The 18,683-nt window shown below is 73.7% G+C and carries 12 protein-coding genes; 9 read left to right on the top strand and 3 right to left on the bottom strand.

From position 1 onward, the window contains the following. The first annotated feature begins 108 nt into the window (after positions 1-108). A complete protein-coding gene (locus Q7T67_RS03185; protein WP_304785917.1) occupies positions 109-912 on the top strand; it encodes an NAD(P)H-dependent oxidoreductase in 804 nt (267 codons plus the stop codon). Between the two features lie 106 nt (positions 913-1,018). Here Q7T67_RS03185 and Q7T67_RS03190 read toward each other — a convergent pair whose 3' ends face one another. Then, positions 1,019-1,498 carry a cupin domain-containing protein gene (locus Q7T67_RS03190; protein WP_304785919.1) on the bottom strand — a complete coding sequence of 160 codons (480 nt, stop codon included), beginning with the start codon at positions 1,496-1,498 and terminating at the stop codon, positions 1,019-1,021. Positions 1,499-1,716: 218 nt separating this feature from the next. Between Q7T67_RS03190 and Q7T67_RS03195 the strand changes: the two genes are divergently transcribed. From Q7T67_RS03195 to Q7T67_RS03225, 7 genes are all read left to right on the top strand, one after another. Continuing rightward, positions 1,717-4,584: a hypothetical protein gene (locus tag Q7T67_RS03195; RefSeq protein WP_304785921.1), complete on the top strand. Its 2,868-nt coding sequence runs from the start codon at positions 1,717-1,719 to the stop codon at positions 4,582-4,584. A gap of 88 nt (positions 4,585-4,672) precedes the next feature. Then, positions 4,673-5,341 (top strand): SDR family NAD(P)-dependent oxidoreductase, encoded by a 669-nt coding sequence (locus Q7T67_RS03200; RefSeq protein ID WP_304785922.1) that lies wholly within the window; start codon positions 4,673-4,675, stop codon positions 5,339-5,341. 440 nt (positions 5,342-5,781) lie between these two features. Next, the gene (locus tag Q7T67_RS03205) at positions 5,782-6,714 is read left to right on the top strand and encodes a hypothetical protein (protein WP_304785925.1); all 933 of its coding nucleotides are present in this window, start codon (positions 5,782-5,784) and stop codon (positions 6,712-6,714) included. Positions 6,715-6,909: 195 nt separating this feature from the next. Further along, positions 6,910-7,557, top strand: coding sequence for a hypothetical protein (locus tag Q7T67_RS03210; RefSeq protein WP_304785927.1), 648 nt, complete (start codon positions 6,910-6,912; stop codon positions 7,555-7,557). Positions 7,558-7,726: 169 nt separating this feature from the next. After that, entirely contained in the window at positions 7,727-10,012 is a 2,286-nt protein-coding gene (locus Q7T67_RS03215; protein WP_304785929.1) for a hypothetical protein, read from the top strand. Then, complete coding sequence (locus tag Q7T67_RS03220) at positions 10,009-13,038, top strand: hypothetical protein (RefSeq protein WP_304785931.1); 3,030 nt, start codon at positions 10,009-10,011, stop codon at positions 13,036-13,038. Before Q7T67_RS03215 ends, Q7T67_RS03220 begins: the two co-directional genes overlap by 4 nt. 98 nt (positions 13,039-13,136) lie before the next feature. Continuing rightward, entirely contained in the window at positions 13,137-13,412 is a 276-nt protein-coding gene (locus Q7T67_RS03225; protein ID WP_304785933.1) for a glutaredoxin domain-containing protein, read from the top strand. A gap of 92 nt (positions 13,413-13,504) precedes the next feature. Here the strand turns inward: Q7T67_RS03225 and Q7T67_RS03230 are convergent, their stop codons facing one another. Together Q7T67_RS03230 and Q7T67_RS03235 are read right to left on the bottom strand one after the other, a co-directional pair. Then, positions 13,505-15,433 carry a glycoside hydrolase family 15 protein gene (locus Q7T67_RS03230; protein WP_304785935.1) on the bottom strand — a complete coding sequence of 643 codons (1,929 nt, stop codon included), beginning with the start codon at positions 15,431-15,433 and terminating at the stop codon, positions 13,505-13,507. Beyond that, positions 15,430-16,980: a glucose-6-phosphate dehydrogenase gene (locus Q7T67_RS03235; RefSeq protein ID WP_304785937.1), complete on the bottom strand. Its 1,551-nt coding sequence runs from the start codon at positions 16,978-16,980 to the stop codon at positions 15,430-15,432. The genes Q7T67_RS03230 and Q7T67_RS03235 overlap by 4 nt, the downstream gene beginning before the upstream one ends. Before the next feature lie 639 nt (positions 16,981-17,619). On the opposite strand from Q7T67_RS03235, the gene Q7T67_RS03240 reads away from it, so the two are divergent. Beyond that, complete coding sequence (locus Q7T67_RS03240) at positions 17,620-18,642, top strand: hypothetical protein (RefSeq protein WP_304785939.1); 1,023 nt, start codon at positions 17,620-17,622, stop codon at positions 18,640-18,642. Positions 18,643-18,683 lie beyond the last annotated feature (41 nt).

The following is an 18,683-nucleotide window of genomic DNA, read 5'->3' on the forward strand; positions in this document are numbered from 1 at the left end:
GCCGCCCCCGCCCCGCCCGCCCCCGCCCGCCCCGCCCGCCCCGCCCCTCCGTCCCGTCGCCCCGGACACCGACGCTCCGCCCGGACGCCGGTACGAGACACTGTGTCCATGACCGACAGCGACGCCGTCCCCGCCGCCTCGTCGACCGCCGCGGAGGGGGCGGCGGAGCCCGAGCGCGCGCTGGTCGTCTTCGCCAACCCGGAGCCCACCTCGTTCGGGGCGTCGATGCGCGACCGGATCGTCGCCGGGCTGGAGGCGCAGGGCGTCGAGGTCGAGGTGTCCGACCTCTACGAGATGGGGTTCGACCCGGTGGCGCGCGGCGAGGACTTCCGCGACCGCCGGTTCCCCGACCGCCTCTGGTACGACCGCGAGCAGCAGCACGCGGTCCGCGGCGACACGCTCCCGGACGACGTCGCGGTCGAGGTCGAGAAGCTGCGGCGGGCCGACCTGGTGGTCCTCGTCTTCCCGCTCTGGTGGTTCTCGGTGCCGGCGATCATGAAGGGCTGGATCGACCGCACGTTCGTCAAGGAGGTCGCCTACGGCAGCGCCCGGCGCTACGAGAACGGCGGCTTCGCCGGCAAGCGGGCGATGATCGTGACGACGACCAACGCCTGGCCGGGGATGCTCGAGCCCGACGGGCTCATGGGCGACGTCGAGATCGTGCTCTGGCCGCTGCAGAACGGCGTCCTCGCCTACACCGGCTTCACCGTCCTGCCGGCGCTGGTCGCCAACGCGGTGGCGTTCGTCGACGACGACGCGCGCGCCGGGATCCTCGACGAGCTCGACGGACGGATCCGGGACTGGCGCACCGCCGAGCCGATCCCCTTCCACCGCTCGGACGAGGTCGGGGAGGACTGGCGCCTGCTCCCTGGCGTCGAGCCGCGGGTGATCGGGCACCGCCGCCCGGCGTAGGTCGGTCGCCCCGGCCTGGCCCGCCCCGCCCCGCCCCGGTCCGGCCCCGCCGCCCGGCGTGGGTCCGAGGCCGGCCGGGCTGGCGCGCCTGCCGCCTGGCGCAGGGTCAGTCGCCCGCCCCGGCCTCGCCGTCCCAGTAGTCGACGGCGCTGGTCCGCCGGACCATCACGTCCTCGCCGGCGACGCCCGTGTGGACCGCGATCTTGCCCGAGTCCGGGTAGGCGCTGGCGGAGGGGACGCCCACCGTCGACCACATGAGGACCCGGACCTCGTCGGCGGTGTCGTTCGTGACCCGGTGCGCGCCGGCGGGACCCTTCGGGAAGAAGACGAGGTCCATCGGCGCGTGTGCCGCCGAGCCCTCCGGCGTGCGGATCGTCGGACGGCCCGTGAGCACCAGCAGCCACTCCTCCTCGCCGTACTCGTAGTGGTACGGCGCGGTCGACTGGCCCGGTGGCAGGACGTAGAGGCTGGCCCCGCTCTCGGTCGCACCCAGGCGACCGCCGACGCGCGCCATCAGGGCCCGGAAGCCCTCGGGGTCGGTGGCGTCGGCCTCGGGGACGACCTCGTCGAGGTTCACGTGCGGCATGGGCGGATCATGCCCGCATCACCCCGATCGGCGTGGCCCTGGACGAATGATGTCCGACGACCCGCAAGGCCCGGTGGTCACGGAGCCGTAACGGTGTCCACTCGTGCACCGAACGGCGGTGTCCACGTGTGCACTGGACGGATGGCCCTGGTGGACGGAGGGGGGCCGATCTAGCCTGCTCGACGCTTCACCCCGTCCCCTGATCACAGAAGGTCCACGTGTTCCCAGCTGGTCCCCGACGCGACGTCCCACGGACGTCGGTCCTCCCACGGCTGCTCGTCGTCGCCGCACTCGCGCTCCCCGCGCTCGGCCTGCAGACCGGCGTCGCCGCCGCCGCGCCCGACCCGGCGTTCGGCCTGTCCGCCTTCGAGGGCACCGTCCTCCGGCCACCGGCACCCGACGACGGTCCCGACGGGCCGCACTACGCCGACCTGGCCGGCGAGCACCCCGACACGGCGATCGTCGACTTCTCGATCGCGTCGAAGGACGGCGGCCCGGACTCCGAGCCCTCCGCGGTCGCGGACGAGATCCGCGTGGACATCCCCGCCGGCCTCGTCCCGAACCCCGCCGGGTTCCCGACCTGCACCAACGCGCAGCTCGACGCCCAGGTCGCCTACGGCAGCGGCGAGCCCCTCGCCGAGGCCGACGCCTGCCCCGTCGGCTCGCAGGTCGGCTTCATCAACCTGACCGTCCGGGGCGACGTGCCGCTCTTCGCGGACATCTTCCCGGGCACGCCGGCGCGCCAGACGATGCGCGTGCAGCTGCCCGTCTACAACATGACCCGCGGCGCCGGCCAGGTCGGGCGCTTCGCGTTCCTGCCGGGCCAGGCCCCGGCGTCCCCGGCCCTCGAGGGCGACAAGTCCCGGGTCGACATCGTCGGCGGCGTCCGCCCGTCCGACAACGGCCTCTACTTCACGATCAAGTCGCCGGAGAGCCTGCCGCTGCTGCGCTCCAAGCTCACGTTCTGGGGCACCCCCGGGCTGGCGACGCACGACGAGGACCGCGGCAAGACGCTGACGGAGGCGCCGAACATCGACGTCGTCCTCGGGCCGAGCAACGACGGCAAGGACATGAGCGGCCTGGACCGCACCGCCACGTTCCTCACGAACCCGACCCTCTGCGCCGGCAAGCTCCGCACCACGGTCCGCGTCCGGGCGTTCGACGGCCAGACGACGGACGGCGCGTTCGACACGCCCTACGGCGCGCTCGGCTGCGATTCCGTCCCGTTCTCGCCGTCGGTGGCGTTCTCGTCGTCCGAGCCGGTGCGTGCCGACTCGCCGACCGGCCTCGACGTCTCGCTGAAGGTCCCGCAGTCGTCGGGCACGAGCGAGCGCGGCTCCGCCCAGATCAAGGACGCGACCGTGACCCTGCCGGAGGGCTTCTCGATCTCGCCCTCCGCCGCGAGCACGATCGGCGTCTGCTCCGACGAGCAGCTCGGTCAGGGCACCGACAGCGCCGTCAGCTGCCCGGCCGCGTCGAAGGTCGGCACCGCGTCGATCAGCTCGCCGATCGTCGACAGCCCGCTGACGGGCTCCGTGTTCCTGGGCGCGCCGCTGCCGGGCGACCGCTACCGGCTGTTCCTCGTGGCCGAGGGCCACGGCGTGACGATCAAGCTCAAGGGCACCGTCCGCCCCGACCCCGCCACCGGCCGGGTCAGCGCGACGTTCGCCGACAACCCGCAGCTGCCGTTCTCCGAGCTTCGCCTGTCGTTCTCGGGCGGCCCGAAGGCGATCCTCGCCAGCCCCCCGGCCTGCGGTGACCTCGCCGGGTCCGCGGCTCTCACGCCGTTCTCGCGGCCGACCGCGTCGACGGTCTCCGGCTCCGTGCCGGTGAGCGGCTGCACCGGCGCGGCGTTCGCACCCGACGCCACCGCGGCGGTCGCGAGCGGGCGGTCCGGGACCTACAGCCCCGCGGCGTTCGCCTTCTCGCGTCCCGACGGCCAGCCGACCCTCTCGGGTCTGAAGATCGCCCTCCCGGTCGGCATGACGGCCAAGGTCAAGGGCATCGCGCACTGCACCGACGCCCAGGTGGCGGCGGCCGCGTGCCCGGAGAGCTCGCGCATCGGCTCCGTGTCGACGCTCGCCGGTCCGGGCTCCGCACCGTTCCCGCTGACCGGTGCGGTCTACCTGACCGACGGGCACAACGGCGGCGACTTCGGCTCCGTCGCGATCATCCGCGCCCTCGCCGGCCCCTACGACCTCGGCAACGTCGTCGTCCGCCAGGCCCTGCGCATCGATCCGAAGACCGCGCAGGTCACGATCGACAGCGACCCGCTGCCGCAGATCGTCGAGGGCATCCCGCTGCGCCTGCGCAACCTCACCCTCGACGTCAACCGCAAGAACCTGCTGCGCAACCCGACGTCCTGCGGGACGGCGGGCGTCACGTCGACCCTCACCGGCGCCGGCGGTGCCACGTCGGTGAAGGCCCCGGGCCTGACGTTCTCGGGCTGCAAGGACCTGCCGTTCCGGCCGAAGATCACCGTCGGTCTGTCCAACCGGACGCAGGTCAAGAAGGGGAGGAACCCGCGGCTGACCGCGAAGATCACGCAGTTCGAGTCGGAGGCCGGCATCCGCAGCGCGCAGGTCGCGCTGCCCAAGACCCTGGCGCTCGCGGCCTCCAACGCCCAGGCGCTGTGCGCCAAGGCCGCCGCGGCGAAGAACGCGTGCCCGAAGGCCTCGATCGTGGGCTCCGCGTCGGCGACGACGACGATCCTCGACCGGCCGCTGAACGGCCCGGTCTACTTCGTCAAGGGTGAGCGGACCACCGCGGCGGGCAAGGTCGTCGCGACCCTCCCGACGCTGCACGTGCAGCTGCGCGGGCAGGCGTCGATCGACCTCGACGCCACGACGGCGGTCAACCACGGCCGTCTTGTGACGACGTTCGCGTCCATCCCCGACCAGCCGCTGCGATCGTTCACGCTGAACGTCGACGGCGGCAAGCACGGCATCATCGCGCTGACCCGGGACCTGTGCACGAAGGGCCCGAAGCCCAGGGCCAGCGCCCGCTTCGCCGCCCACAGCGGCAAGAAGGCGCCGACGCGCGCTCCGGTGGTCAGCACCGTCTGCAGGACGGCGAAGAAGAAGTAGCGGTCCAATCGCGCGGTACGAGCCGGGGAGGGATCCCTCCCCGGCTCGGCCGCGTGTCCGACGCCGGTTGCGCGGGCAATGGTTGGTCATGACCACCATCGCGATCATCGGTGCCGGACGCGGGCTTGGGGCGGCCGTCGCCCGCCGCTTCGGCAAGGAGGGGCTCTCCGTCGCCCTCATCTCCCGCAGCCAGGAGCGGGCTGACGGCCTCGCCGCCGACCTGTCCTCCGAGGGCCTGACCGCCAAGGGCTTCGCCGCCGACGTGCGCGACCCCGACTCGATCGCCGCGGCGCTCGAGCAGGCGACGGAGACGCTCGGCCCGATCGAGGTCCTCCAGTACAGCCCGCTGCCGCAGAAGGACTTCATGCGGCCCGTGCTCGAGACGACGCCGAAGGACCTCGTCGGCCCGGTCGAGTTCTCGATCTACGGTCCCGTCGCCGCCGTCCACGCGGTCGTCCCGGGCATGCGGTTCCTGCCGGGCGAGAACCGCGGCACGATCCTCTTCGTCAACGGCGGATCGGCCGTCAAGCCGGGCCGCAACGTCACCGGCACGAGCGTCGCGTTCGCCGGCCAGGCCGCCTACGCCCAGCTTCTCAACGAGGTCCTCGGCGAGGAGGGCATCCAGGTCTCGCAGCTGATCATCGGCGGCCGGATCGAGGAGGGCGACCCCGAGAAGGACCCCGACGTCCTCGCCGGGCTGCTGTGGGACCTGCACGAGAAGCGCGACCGCTTCCGCGTGCAGGTCAGCGCCGACTGACCCGGGGAGCCGATCCGTGGCGGCCCGCGACGCCCGTCGTCGCGGCCTCCCCACCGTCCGGATCCGGCGTCCGCCGACGCCTCGCTGCCCGGGGTGCCGAGGCGAACGGTGTTGCGCGTACACGACAACGAACGTCCAGACTGCGCCTGTCCGGCGACGGCGGTATCGCCGTTCACCGCGAGGGCCGCAGCGGGGTCAGGGGCCCCGGAAGGCCCATTCCGACTGGGGATGCGGCGGGTGTCGCGTCCCGGACGGCCGTCCACGGCCGCTGGCCCGAAACGGCCGGTCGGAGCCTCCCCCGACCATGTTCCGGGACCCCCCACGAACGTGGGGTTTGACAAGGGTCACACAGGCTGGTTAGCGTGGCGCCAGCCGGTTCAGTGCACATGTGTGTTGCACATCGGCCTCGGTTGTCCCCCTAGCCCCCAGGAGCCCCCTCCATGTCGTTCCCCCTGCCGTCCGGCGCCGTTTCATCGTTCCCGAAGCGGCGCCCCGGTCGCCGTACGCGGCGTGCCGCGCTCGGCTCGATCGCCGTCGCCGGCGTGTCCGCACTGGCCGTCGCCGCCGCCCCCGCGAGCGCCGCGCCGACCGGGCAGTACGCCGACTTCGACCAGTGCCCGACGGGCAACGCGGCCGTCGTGACGTGCATCGTCTCCGACACGACGAGCGGCAACATCAAGCTCGGCAACCAGGACGTGCCGATCACCAAGCGGATCCGCCTGCAGGGCGGCATCGACATCGGCGACGAGATCACCGGCCAGAACGTCTTCTACGGCGCGAAGAACGGGCAGACCCTCGAGAAGACGGCGCTCGACGTGCCGGGCGGCCTGCTCGGCATCACCATCCCGCCGAGCGTCCCGCAGCCCGTCCGCGGCGCCCTGCAGAAGGCGATCGACACCGCCAACGGCGTGAAGGCCACGGCCGAGCTCGTCGGGCCCGTCGGCTTCAACTTCGCCAACTACGCCAACGCCGAGGGCGTGGGCGTGACGCTGCCGATCCGGGTCAAGCTGGAGAACGCCTTCCTCGGGTCCAACTGCTACGTCGGGTCCGCCGCGAGCCCGATCACCATCCGGCTGACCAACGGCACGACGGCCCCGCCCGCCGGCGTCGCGCCGATCAGCGGCACGCTCGGATCGATCGACTTCCTCGACGACGCCAACCTGCTCGTCAACACCGGTCTCACGCTCGTCGACAACACCTTCACCGCCCCGAAGGCCAAGGGCTGCGGCGGGGCGTTCTCCTGGGCCATCGACCCGGTCGTCGACCTGAAGATCGGCCTGCCGACGACGGCCGGCCAGAGCGTCGCGCGCTTCACCGGCGACGCCAAGCTCGGCAGCGCCTCGCGCGTCGTCGACAGCGAGTCCGGCAACTAGCCGGACCGCCCCGGTCGCGACGGCGCGAGCCGGACGCGGCCGGCAGGACGGGCGCGAGCCCGAGAACGAGGACGGGGCGGCCGAGGCCGCCCCGCCGAGAGCTTCCCGGTCCGACGGCGCTGCAACGCCTCCCGGACCACATGACGAGAGCGACCCGCCGGGCCGCTCCAGAACACCGATCGAGGATACGAGAGCATGAACCTCAAGCACAAGGCCGCCGTCATCGCCACGGCCGCCACCCTCGGCCTGGCGGGCACCGCCACCGCCGCGTCCGCCTACTCCATCACCTCGTCCGCCGGCGGCGCAGCCGTCCCGGTCGGCACGTCGTTCTCGAGCGCGGGTGGCGCGCTGAGCTTCCAGAACGCCGCCACGGGCGCGAACGTCGCGTCCTGCACGGCGTCGACCCTCAACGGCGTCACGGGCGGCTCGGGCACCAGCTCCCAGCTCGACGTCACGGGCGGCAGCTACACCGGCTGCAAGGTCGGCTCGCAGAACGTCTTCGTGACGGTCAACGCGTCCGCCGCGTCGCCGTGGTCCGTCGTCCCGACGAGCGGCACGACGAGCCCGTTCGCCGGCGAGGTCCAGAACGTCAACGTGACCGTCCGCTGCGGCACGGCGACGGCGACCCCGGCCACCTACACGGGCACGCTGACGACCGGCGTCTCGGAGACGAACCAGACGGACGGCTCCAAGATCAGCCTGGCCGCCGCCGGCTCGCTGACGAAGTCCGGCTCGGGCTGCCCGTTCCTGCCCGCCACCGCGGCGGTCACCCAGGAGAACGTCCTCACGTCGGTCGGTGGCGCCCCCGTCTCCGCGGCGAACAACCTCTGGCTCAACCCCTAGTCCCCAACGGGTCCGGCCGGCGCGCGCGTCGGCGGACCACACGGTCGTCCGACGGGGCGCGAGTCCCGTCGGTGGGCCGGGCGGCGCCCTGCGACGCACCGCCCGGCACGCGCCGTCCCGTCACCCGGCGCCGTCCCGTCACCAGCCGCCTCCCGCCCGGAAGGACCCCATGTCCCGCACGTCCCGCACCTCCGAATCACCGCGCCGCCGCCGCGCCGCGACCGCCCTGGGCCTCGCCCTCGCGGCCGGGGTCGCCGTCGGCCCGCCCGCCGTCGCGACCGCCGCCGACGCCCCGCCGGGCCGGGCGTTCGAGCGGGTCACCCCGGTCGACACGAACGACGACGGCGTGAAGGACTACGGGGGGCAGTTCTTCCGTCCGGTCGACGACGACACGGTCATCTCGGGAGGACCGGTGGCTCCGTCGCCGCACGGCGCGGCATCGCCTGGCGGCCTGTCCGCGCTGGCGCTCTCTCGTCGCACGAGCACCGGCTGGACGAGCGAGCCGCTCCTGCCGCCGACCGCGCCGTCAGGCGCGACCTACCAGCCCGAGGCCACGAGCCTCGACGGCGCGAGCCTCGTGCTGTTCCGGAAGAACGGACAGTTCACGACGGGCCCGACCATCACCGTTCCCCAGCAGCTCATCCACCGCGGCCCCGGCGGGGACTTCACGGTGCTGGACGACATCGGGGACCCGTCGAAGGCCCCGCCCGGCGAGGCCGAGAGCATCGCGTTCGGCGGCATGTCGGCCGACGGGAGCACCGTCGCGTACTCGGCAACGAAGGCCCCGACGGGACTCGGCGACGAGGCGGGAGTCCCCGAGGCGCGACGCTTCCAGGTCTACCGGTGGCGCGCCGACGGCACGCAGTCGGCCATCGGGGTCGACGCCTCGGGTCTCCCGCTGAGTGCCTGCGGGGTCTCGATGCCGGGCGAGACGTACGACTTCAACACCGCGGGCGGCTCGCGGGGGTTCGCGACCAACGCGCTGTCGGCGGACGGCAGGACCGCGTTCGTTCAGAGCCCGTCGCCGGCGCAGACCGTGGGTGGTGGGGCCTGCGCGGGGGAACCGAGCCAGGTCTGGTCCACCGGCGACGACGGTCCGGCGGAGATCTCCGCGCCCCGCGCGGGGGCGACGCCGCGCGACGCGACCTTCTTCGGGGCCTCGCCGGACGGCGCACGCGCGTACTTCGCGACGACGACCGCCATCGCCGCCTCCGACCCCGACGACCGCTCGAACGACCTCTACCGGTGGGACGCCCCGGCCGGCGGTGAGCCGGCCGTCAGGACGTGCGTGAGCTGCGGGCTCGGCGGCGCGGTGGCGGGCGACGCGATCGTCTCCCCGGACGGCAGCCGCGTCTTCTTCTCGCTGCGCAACGGCACGGCGACGGACCTCTGGGTCTCCGACCGGTCGGGGACGCGCGTGGCGGTTCGTGCGACGCCCGACGTCGCCGTAGGCTCCCTGTACTCCCTCACGCGGTTCGCGACGTCCTACGACGGCTCGACCTTCGTCTTCCAGAACACCAGGAGGGTTCCGGCCGACCCGGTCACGACGGGCCGCGGCGGGGCGCTCTACCGCGGCGTCGTCGGGGCCTCCGCCGTCGACGTCACGTGCCTCAGCTGCGCCGGTGCGGACGGGCGCGAGCCGCGACCGGCCCGGCTCCCGGGGTCCGGGGCCTTCGGCGCGTTCGGTCCGCCCGGTGCCGTCACCCGCGGCGTGACCGCGGTGTCGGACGACGGCCGAACGGTCGCCTTCACGTCGAGCAGCCCCTTCACGGGCCCCGACTCGACCGACCTGAGCGGTCAGGCACCCGTGGCGGCCTACCTCTGGCAGGACGGCTCGATCGGCACGCTCGCGGCACTCGACGCCACGAGGTCCGACGCGCTGGGAACGACCCGCACCGGCGACTCGGCGTTCGCGCTCACCGCGCAACGGCTCACGCCCGATGCGCAGGACGACAGCCACGCCATCTACGTGGCCCGCCGGGGCGGCGGGTTCCCGCCCCCCGCTGCCCTGGCGCCGCCGTGTGCCGGGGACGCCTGTCGCCCTGCGGCTGCAGGCGGCCCCACCCCGCCTGCCCCGGGAAGCACGGTCCCCGCCACCGTCGGCAACGCTCCGGCCCCCCGGGCAGAGCCCGTCCCGCGGGTCGTGGTCACGACCCCGTCGGCGACCGCGCGCCGCGCCCTCGCCGCCGGTCGGACCGCGTCCGTGCGCGTCCGGGTGACGACCGCCGGGACCGTCCGCCTGCGGGCGACGGCGCGCATCGCAAGACGGACGCGCACGGTCGCATCCGCCTCGCGGCGAGCCCGCGTCGGGACGTCGAGCATCCGCGTGAAGCTCAACGCGGCGGGACGCCGCGAGCTGCGTCGCCTGGGGCGCCTGCGCGTGACGCTCACCACCACCCAGTCCGGGGCGCCCACGCGCCGCGTCACCTTCACCATCGTCCGGAAGGCCCGGTGACCGCCGTGCGTCGTCACACGAACATCCGCAACGCGATCCGGGGGGCCACGGTCGCCGTGGCGGCCTCGGTCCTCTTCACCTGCACCGCCGGCACGGCCTCGGCGGCGGGAGACGACCTCGCGAGCGTGTCGGTGCAGCCGTCGTCCCTGGTCGCCGGCGCCCACAGCGACGTGGACGTCGACTTCGACATCGCCACGACGGACTTCCCGGCGTCTCCGGACTTCGGCTTCCCGTTCGACTCGCTGACCTATCCCAACGGGGAGCTCCGCGATCTCGACCTCGACCTGCCGGCCGGCCTGCTCGGAGATCCGCTCGCGACGCCCACCTGCACGACCGCCCAGCTGCGTGACTCGTCGCGCGGCCTCTGCGACCCCGCCGCCCAGGTCGGCTTCATCGAGACGCGGATCCAGCAGCAGAGCTACGAGGACGGCTCCAACGGCGTGGAGCTGTCCCGGGACCCCGTCTACAACATGCAGCGTGGGCCCGGCCAGCCCGCCCGGCTCGCCATCCCCGTCCAGAACGGCGTCGCCATCCTCCAGGTCCACCTGCGCACCCGCGAGGACGGCGACCAGGGGATCACCGCGGAGATCCGGGACGTCCCGAACTCGCTGAACATCGTCGGGGCGAACCTCGTCCTGTGGGGCACGCCGTCCGCGGCGGCCAACGACGATCAGCGCCTCTGCCCCGACCCGGCGACGAGCCAGGACGCGAAGCCCTGCGACCCGCCGGCGACCCGCAGCCTGAAGCCCTTCATGGTCAACGGCACCCGCTGCGACGTCGCCCGTCCGGCCGAGATGCGGATCACCACGTGGGGCGCCCCGGACGTCGTGTCGCGCCGCCAGTCGACGCCGATCGGCTTCACCGGCTGCGGCGAGGTGCCGTTCGCGCCGACCTTCGGCGCCACGCCCGACACCCGCGCCGCGGGCCAGCCGGCCGGCTACGCGTTCGACCTGAACGTCCCGCAGACCAGCGGCGCCGACGAGCGCGCCACCCCGCACGTCAGGGACGTGACCGTGGCGCTGCCCGAAGGCACGGCGATCTCGCCCTCCGCCGCGAACGGCCTGGCCGCGTGCTCGGACGAGCAGCTCGGGCGCGGCACCCGCAACGCGGCGGCCTGCCCCGACGCGTCGAAGATCGGTTCCGTCTCGGTGGCGAGCCCGATCGTCGAGTCGCCCCTCACGGGCTCCGTGTACCTCGGGACGCAGAAGTCGAACGACCCGGCCTCGGGCGACATGTACCGGGTGTTCGTCGTCGCCGAGGGCCACGGCGTCCGGATCAAGCTCCTCGGCCGGATCAGCGCGAACCCGCAGACCGGGCAGCTAACGGCCTCGTTCGCCGGCAACCCGGAGCTGCCATTCAGCGCGCTGAACCTGCGCTTCGACGGCGGCCCCCGTGCCCCTCTCGTCAACCCCACCACCTGCGGCACGAAGACCACGCGCGCCACGATCACCTCGTGGGCCGGGCAGACGGTCACCTCGGACAGCTCGTTCGTGATCGACCAGGGCTGCCCGACCGGGGCGTTCAACCCGTCCTTCACGGCCGGGACGCTCTCGCCGCTGGCCGGTGCGTACTCGCCGTTCACCACGACGATCACCCGCGGTGACGGCGAGCAGGAGCTCTCGCAGGTCGCGCTCGATCTGCCCTCGGGGCTGCTCGGTGACCTGGGCAGCGTCCCGGTGTGCGCCGAGGCGCAGGCCGCGGCCGGCACGTGCGGTGCCGCGTCGCGGGTCGGCTCGACCACGGTGCAGGCCGGCTCCGGCCCCAAGCCGTTCTCGCTGCCGGGCACCGTCTCGCTCGGCGGTCCGTACAAGGGGGCGCCGTTCTCGCTGTCGATCGCGGTGCCCGCCAAGGCCGGCCCGCTCGACCTCGGGCTCGTCGTGGTCCGCGCGCCGCTGAACGTCGACGCCGCGAACGGCAAGGTGTCGACCCCGGTCGATCCGCTGCCGACGGTCGTCGGTGGCGTGCCGCTGAAGCTCCGGTCGGTCTCGGTCACCCTGGACCGCCAGAACTTCATCTTCAACGCGACGAACTGCAACGCCCAGGCGATCGGCAGCACCCTGACCGGCACGGGCGGCGGAGTCGCGAAGCCGTCGGTCCGCTACCAGGCGGACGGCTGCGCGAACCTCAAGCTGGCGCCGTCGCTGAAGCTCGACCTCTCGGGCTCGAAGGACCTGAAGAAGGGCGGCAACCCCAAGCTGACCGCCGACCTCGGGCAGACCTTCGGCCAGGCATCGATGAAGTCGGTGCAGGTCACGCTGCCGCTGCTCTCGTCGCTGAAGCCCGAGAACGCCAAGGCGCTGTGCACCCCGGCGCAGGACGCCGCCGGCGCCTGCCCGGCCGCGTCGATCGTCGGTCGGGCGTCGGCCCGTACGCGGGCGCTGCACGAGCCGATCGGCGGGCCGATCTACTTCGTGGAGGGCACGAGGACGACGGCGTCGGGCAAGGTCGTCAAGACGCTGCCCAAGCTGCTGCTGAAGCTCAGCGGCGACGGCGTCTCGCTCGACCTGCGGGCCGACACCTCGGTCGACTCGACCGGTCGCCTGATCACCACGTTCCCGAAGGTGCCGGACGTGCCGATCGAGGACTTCCACCTCGAGATCGACGGGGGCGAGAACGGCATCCTCACCGCGGTGGACGATCCGTGCACCGCCGACCGCCGGGCGAAGGTCCGCTTCGACGGGCACAACGGGGCGCGCAACGAGCGGGGCCTGACGGTCATGACGCCGCAGTGCGGCCTCCGCGCAGCGATGAACACCAGCCCGACGCGGGTGAAGTTCTCCTACGCCAACGTCGGCGCCGGTCGCCTGACGGTGTCGGGCCGGGGGCTGCGCACCACGAGGCGGACGATTCGCTCGGCCACCAGCGCGACGGTCGTCGCGCCGCTGACCGCGTCGGTCCGGCGCCGGGTCGCGTCCGGCCGCACGGTGCGGCTGCGCCTGACGGCCTCCTTCCTGCCCAAGGGCGCGAAGAAGACCCAGAAGGTCACCAAGACGGTCGCCGTCCGCGGGGTCAAGAAGCGCCGCTGACGCCGGCCGACGACCGCCCGGCCCCCGCTGCGACGGGCCGGGCGGCCGTGGGTCACCTGCCCGGCGGCCCTGCGGACGTCTGCGAGACTCGGTCTTCGATGAGTGCGCACGCCGAAGTGACGGTCTATGCGGCCCGGACGTGTCCGTACTGCGTTCGCGCCGAGAAGCTCCTGAAGAGCAAGGGCGTCGCCTACCGGCGGGAACGGATCTGGCTGTTCCTGCCCGGCGGTCGGCGACCGCTCGTCGAGCGCTTCGGCGCCGAGCACACGACCGTGCCGCAGATCGTGATCGACGGCGAGCACGTGGGTGGCTGCGACGACCTGGTCGCCCTGGAGCAGAGCGGCCGGCTGGACGAGCTGCTCGGTCGCGCGTAGGGCGCCGGCGGTTCGGAGCATCGCCGCCACCGGGCCACCTTGATCGACCTGCGGATCAGAAGCCCGCTGATCCCGGCCCGCGCCGCCACCCCTCACCCCATCGCGCGGTCCAGGTTGTAGGCCGCGCTGATCAGGCTGAAGTGGGTGAACGCCTGGGGGAAGTTGCCCAGCTGCTCGCCCGTCAGGCTGACCTCCTCGGCGTACAGGCCGATGTGGTTGGCGTAGGTGAACATCTTCTCCAGCGCCAGCCGGGCGTCCTCGAGGCGACCCGCCCGGGTGAGGGCCTCGACGTACCAGAAGGAGCAGATCGAGAACGTGCCCTCGCTGCCCTCCGCGCCGTCGGGCGAGGCCTCCGGGTCGTAGCGATGCACGAGGCTGTCGGACACGAGGTGCTCCTCGATCGCCCCGAGCGTCGAGAGGAACCGCGGGTCCGTCGGCGAGCAGAACTTGACCATCGGCATCAGCAGCACCGAGGCGTCGAGGACCCCGTCGGCGTAGTGCTGCACGAAGGCGCCGTGCTCGCCCTTGTCCTGCTTGAAGCCCCGGTCCATCACCTGGCGGTAGATCTCGTCGCGGACCGACGTCCACCGCTCGAGGTCGGCCGGCAGCCCGCGCTGGCGGGCCATCCGGACCATCCGCTCGATCGCGACCCAGCACATCAGGCGCGAGAAGACGTGGTCCTGTCGACCGCCGCGGGTCTCCCAGATCCCCTCGTCGGGCTGGTCCCAGTGGTCGCAGACCCACTCGACCACGCGCGTGAGGTCGAGCCAGGTCTCCCACGAGACCGGGGTGCCGTACTTGTCGAACAGGTAGACGGAGTCGATGAGCTCGCCGTAGATGTCGAGCTGCAGCTGCGTCGCGGCGCCGTTGCCGATCCGCACCGGGGTCGATCCGGCGTAGCCCTCCAGGTGGTCGAGCTCCTCCTCGTCCATCTCGGGGTCGCCGTCGATCCGGTACATCGTCTGCAGCGGCCCGGACTCCGGCAGGTCCTCGTCGGCCACGCCGTCCGTGGCGCGGAAGCGGTCCGCCAGCCAGCCCATGAACGCGTCGGCCTCGGCGGTGAAGCCCAGGCGGATCAGCGCGTAGATCGTGAACGCGGCGTCGCGCATCCAGACGTAGCGGTAGTCCCAGTTGCGCTCGCCCCCGAGCTCCTCCGGCAGCGCGGCGGTCGGCGCGGCGATGATCGCGCCCGTCGGCTCGTACGTCAGCAGCTTCAGGGTCAGCGCCGAGCGGTGGATCATCTCGCGCCAGCGCCCGGTGTAGGTCGAGCTCTCGAGCCAGTCGCGCCAGTAGTCGACGGTGTGCCGGAACAGCCGCTCGGCGTTCTCCGGGCGATGGGCGACCGGGCGGTCCGACGTCCCGCCCTCGCCGCCTCCGTCGGACCCGTCGGTGCCCTCGCGCTCGACGACGTGCAGCACGAAGGTCGCCTCGTCGCCCTCCTCCAGCGAGAACTCGGCGGAGGCGTCGCGGTCGCCGAGCTCCAGCGGCACGCTCGACCCCAGCGCCAGCTCCAGGTCGCCGTCGGAGAAGCGGGCGCCGTGCTCGTCCGCCCGCACCTCGTGGGTGCCGCGGGCATAGTCGAACCGCGGGGCGATCGTCGTCGCCAGCGACATCTGCCCGCGGACGCAGACGACCCGTCGGACGATCCGCTGGCGGTGCTCGACGCTGCGCCCGTCCTCGTCCGTCGCGCTCGATCCGCCGCCGCCCGTCGAGCGGTGCAGCGGCATGAAGTCCTGCACCTCGACGACGCCGTTCTCGGTCAGGAACCGGGTGATCAGGACGTTGGAGTCCGGGAAGTAGAACTGCCCGGTGCTCGACACGTCGCAGGTCGGCCACATCCGCCAGCAGCCGGCGTCGGGGTCCAGCAGCGACCCGAACACGCTCGGGGCGTCGAAGCGCCCCGGGCAGAACCAGTCGATGGTGGCGTCCGTCCCGACGAGCGCGGCGGTGCGCAGGTCGCCGATCAGGCCGTGGTCGGCGATCGCCAGGGACGGGTGCGCCGCCCCGGGGCGGGCGCTCACGCGTCGGAGCCCGCGTCCGGCAGGCGCCAGCCGCGGGGGCGCGGCAGCTCGATCGCCTCGTCCGGACCCCAGGAGCCCTTGGCGTAGGGGAGGGGCGAGCGGCCCTCCTCACCGGCGGCGTCCAGCGCCGGGGCGCAGACCTCCCACAGGCGCTCGATCTCCTCGGCCTTGGTGAAGAGCGTGTGGTCGCCCTTCATCACGTCGTGCAGGAGGCGCTCGTAGGCCTCGAGGCCGTGTTGGCCGTAGAAGTCCTGGTCGATGTCCAGGCGCAGCGCCGCGCCGGCGAGCTCCATCGTCGGGCCGGGGACCTTCGCGAGCAGCTCGATCGAGACGGTCGGCTCCTCCGACAGCTCGAAGACGACCTCGTTCGGTCGTGCGCGGTGCTGGCGGTCGACCCCGCCGCGGCCTCCGTCGTCGGTGGCGGTGCCGTCGGCCGCGTCGCCGCCGGGGAACCCGTCGTCCTCACCGGCGTCGCCGTAGAGCGGGAACATCCGCATCGGCGGCTCGCGGAACCCGACGGTCACGGTGCGCCGGCCCTCCGCCAGCGCCTTGCCGGTGCGCAGGTAGAACGGCACGCCCTGCCAGCGCCAGTTGTCGACGTGGGCCTCGAGGGCGACGAACGTCTCGACGTCGGAGTCGTCGGCGACGTCCTCCTCGTCGCGGTAGCCCTCGTACTGGCCCAGGACGACCCTGTCCGGGTCCAGCGGACGGAGCGCCTGGAAGAGCTTCGTGCGCTCGGCGTGCAGCGCGTCGGCGGTCAGCGCGACCGGCGGCTCGAGCGCCACGAAGCCGAGCAGCTGCAGCAGGTGCGTGACGATCATGTCGCGGAACGCGCCCGTGCCCTCGTAGAACGACGCGCGGCCCTCGATCGTCAGCTTCTCCGGCACGTCGATCTGCACGTAGGCGATGCGGTCGCGGTTCCAGATCGGCTCGAACAGCCCGTTGGCGAAGCGGAACGCCAGGATGTTCTGCGCCGCCTCCTTCCCGAGGAAGTGGTCGATCCGGTAGATCTGGTCCTCGTCGAGCGTCTCGTGCAGCGCGGCGTTGAGGTCCTTGGCGGACTGCACGTCGTGCCCGAACGGCTTCTCGATCACGAGCGCCGCGTCCTTCGCGATCCCGGTCTTGCCGAGCATCCCGACCATGTCGCCCATCGCCGACGGCGGGACGGAGAGGTAGACGAGCCGCTCGCCCTGCGCGTCGATCTCCTCCTCGGCGGCCTTCACGGCCTCGGCGAGGTCCTCGCCGTCGTCGGCGGAGGAGACGACGAACGAGATCCGCTCGGAGAACTCCTTCCACCGCTCGTCCGTGAGCTCCTTGCGACCGAACTCCTCCAGCGCGGAGTGGATCTTGTCGCGGAACTCGTCGTCGCTGCCGGGGGAGTGGCGGCCCGAGCCGATGATCCGGAAGTCCTCCGGCATCAGCCCGGCCAGCATCAGGTGGAAGAACCCGGGGTAGAGCTTGCGCTTGGCCAGGTCGCCGGTGGCCCCGAAGAGCACGAGGACCCGGTTCTCGGGACGCTGGGGCGAGGCGGAGGAGGAGTCGGGCATCGTGACCCCATGTTCCCGATCGGGGAGCCCGGGACGCGGGGGACGGGCGATGCGGGGGTTCGGTGGGGCGGTGGGCGGCGTGGGGCGGCGGGCCGTGGCGGGCGCTCGTGGGGGCGGGACGGGGGTGCCGGGTGTCGCCGTGTTCCGGGATACGTTGCCTGGGTGCACGTTCTGGGGAACGCGGCGCGGGTGATGCGGGCACCGGGGGTCGGGCGGGCTCGTGTTCCAAGAATGCGATGCCGGGGCGCGTCTTTCTGGAACCCGGCGTGTGTGGTCCCCGCGGCGAGCGTCGTGTTCCAAGGACGTGATGCTGGGGCGCGCCTTTCTGGAACCCGGCGTGCGTGGGCCCCGCGGCGAGCGTCGTGTTCCAAGGACGCGATGCCGGGGCGCGCGTTCTGGGAACACGGCGCCTGGTGACCGGTGTGGGTCGGCCACCGGGGCCGACGCCCGCGCGTCACCGGCGCAGCGTGCTGCCGCCTGTCGGTTCCGGGCCTGGAAGCACCCGGCGACATGCCGCCCCGGTCGGGTCTCCAGGACGCTCGGTCCGGTCCACGTCGTACCGTGGCGGGTCGCCGCCCGGCGGTCGCCGGGTCCGCCCGTGCCCACGGGCCCTCCCGCCTGCGCCCCGGGCCCTTCTGCATGCACGTTCCTCACCTCCTCCCCACGGCCGTGGTGGCCGCGACCCTGGCGCTGGTCGCGACCGGCTGCGGGCTGGACACGTCGGAGGACGTCGTCGGACCGGAGGTCGACGCCGCGCGCGACGCAGCGGTGGTGCCGGGGGTCGCGACCGGCGAGGCGACGACGGGCCCCGCGCCCACCGATGTTGCGGGCGCGCCGTCGGCCGCCGGACGGGAGCCGACGTCGACGACCGCGGCGGCACCGACCGCCGGCCAGACGCAGCCGTCCGCGGCGGTGCCGGCCGCGGGATCGGTACCGACGACCGCGGGGGCGCCGGCCGCCGACCTGACGGCGACGTCCGCCGGCCCGGCCCCGACGAGCACGGTGGCACCGATCGCCGGCCTGACGTCGTCGACCGCCGGGACGCCGACCGCCGGGTCGCGGACGGCCGCGCCGCCCCCCGGGACCCGGGCACGGACGACCGCCGGGACCGCCCCCGCCGCCCCGACGCGCCTGCACACCCCGAGTCTCGTCGGCCTGCCCGCGTCGGCCGCGCCCCTGCGGCTGGGCGCCTCGGGGTTCCGGTCCGAGTACGGGCGGCGCTACGACGTCGTCCGGCAGTCGGGGCGGACCGCGGTCCTGCGCGCGGGGCACCGGGCGGACCGGCCCGTCACCGCGCAGACGCCCGCCCGGCCCGCGTCGGTGCGCCCTGGCGACGTCGTCGCGACGGCCACGACCCGGACGCCGGTCCCGGGGGGCCGGCGACCGCGGCTGATCACGGTCCGCTGGGGGACGTTGCGCCTCCGGGACGATGTCCTCGAGATCGGCGGACTCGGTCGGATGGCCGACTGCGACCGCCTCGACCACGTGCAGCTCGGGCCGCGCGGCGCGGCGTCGCGCACCGTCCGCGTCTGGGTGATCGCCCCGCCGGACGAGCCGCGTGCCGGGTGCACGCGCCGGCAGCCGCGGGTGATCCGCCTGCGACCCGGCGCCGGCTGGGACCGGGACACGGTCGCCGTCGACGTCGCGGCCGACCGGCGCTGAGCGGCGCGGCCCCGGCGTCCGCCCCCGCCTCGCCGCCCGCC

The organism is Patulibacter sp. (genome assembly GCF_030655195.1).
In the GTDB taxonomy this organism is placed as follows: domain Bacteria; phylum Actinomycetota; class Thermoleophilia; order Solirubrobacterales; family Solirubrobacteraceae; genus Patulibacter.

What these genes read in the sequence shown, in the direction of transcription:
- Q7T67_RS03185 (WP_304785917.1), top strand. Translation starts at nt 109, where the DNA reads ATGACCGACAGCGACGCCGTCCCCGCCGCCTCGTCGACCGCCGCGGAG.
- Q7T67_RS03190 (WP_304785919.1), bottom strand. Translation starts at nt 1,498, where the DNA reads ATGCCGCACGTGAACCTCGACGAGGTCGTCCCCGAGGCCGACGCCACC.
- Q7T67_RS03200 (WP_304785922.1), top strand. Translation starts at nt 4,673, where the DNA reads ATGACCACCATCGCGATCATCGGTGCCGGACGCGGGCTTGGGGCGGCC.
- Q7T67_RS03205 (WP_304785925.1), top strand. Translation starts at nt 5,782, where the DNA reads ATGTCGTTCCCCCTGCCGTCCGGCGCCGTTTCATCGTTCCCGAAGCGG.
- Q7T67_RS03210 (WP_304785927.1), top strand. Translation starts at nt 6,910, where the DNA reads ATGAACCTCAAGCACAAGGCCGCCGTCATCGCCACGGCCGCCACCCTC.
- Q7T67_RS03215 (WP_304785929.1), top strand. Translation starts at nt 7,727, where the DNA reads ATGTCCCGCACGTCCCGCACCTCCGAATCACCGCGCCGCCGCCGCGCC.
- Q7T67_RS03225 (WP_304785933.1), top strand. Translation starts at nt 13,137, where the DNA reads ATGAGTGCGCACGCCGAAGTGACGGTCTATGCGGCCCGGACGTGTCCG.
- Q7T67_RS03235 (WP_304785937.1), bottom strand. Translation starts at nt 16,980, where the DNA reads ATGCCCGACTCCTCCTCCGCCTCGCCCCAGCGTCCCGAGAACCGGGTC.
- Q7T67_RS03240 (WP_304785939.1), top strand. Translation starts at nt 17,620, where the DNA reads ATGCACGTTCCTCACCTCCTCCCCACGGCCGTGGTGGCCGCGACCCTG.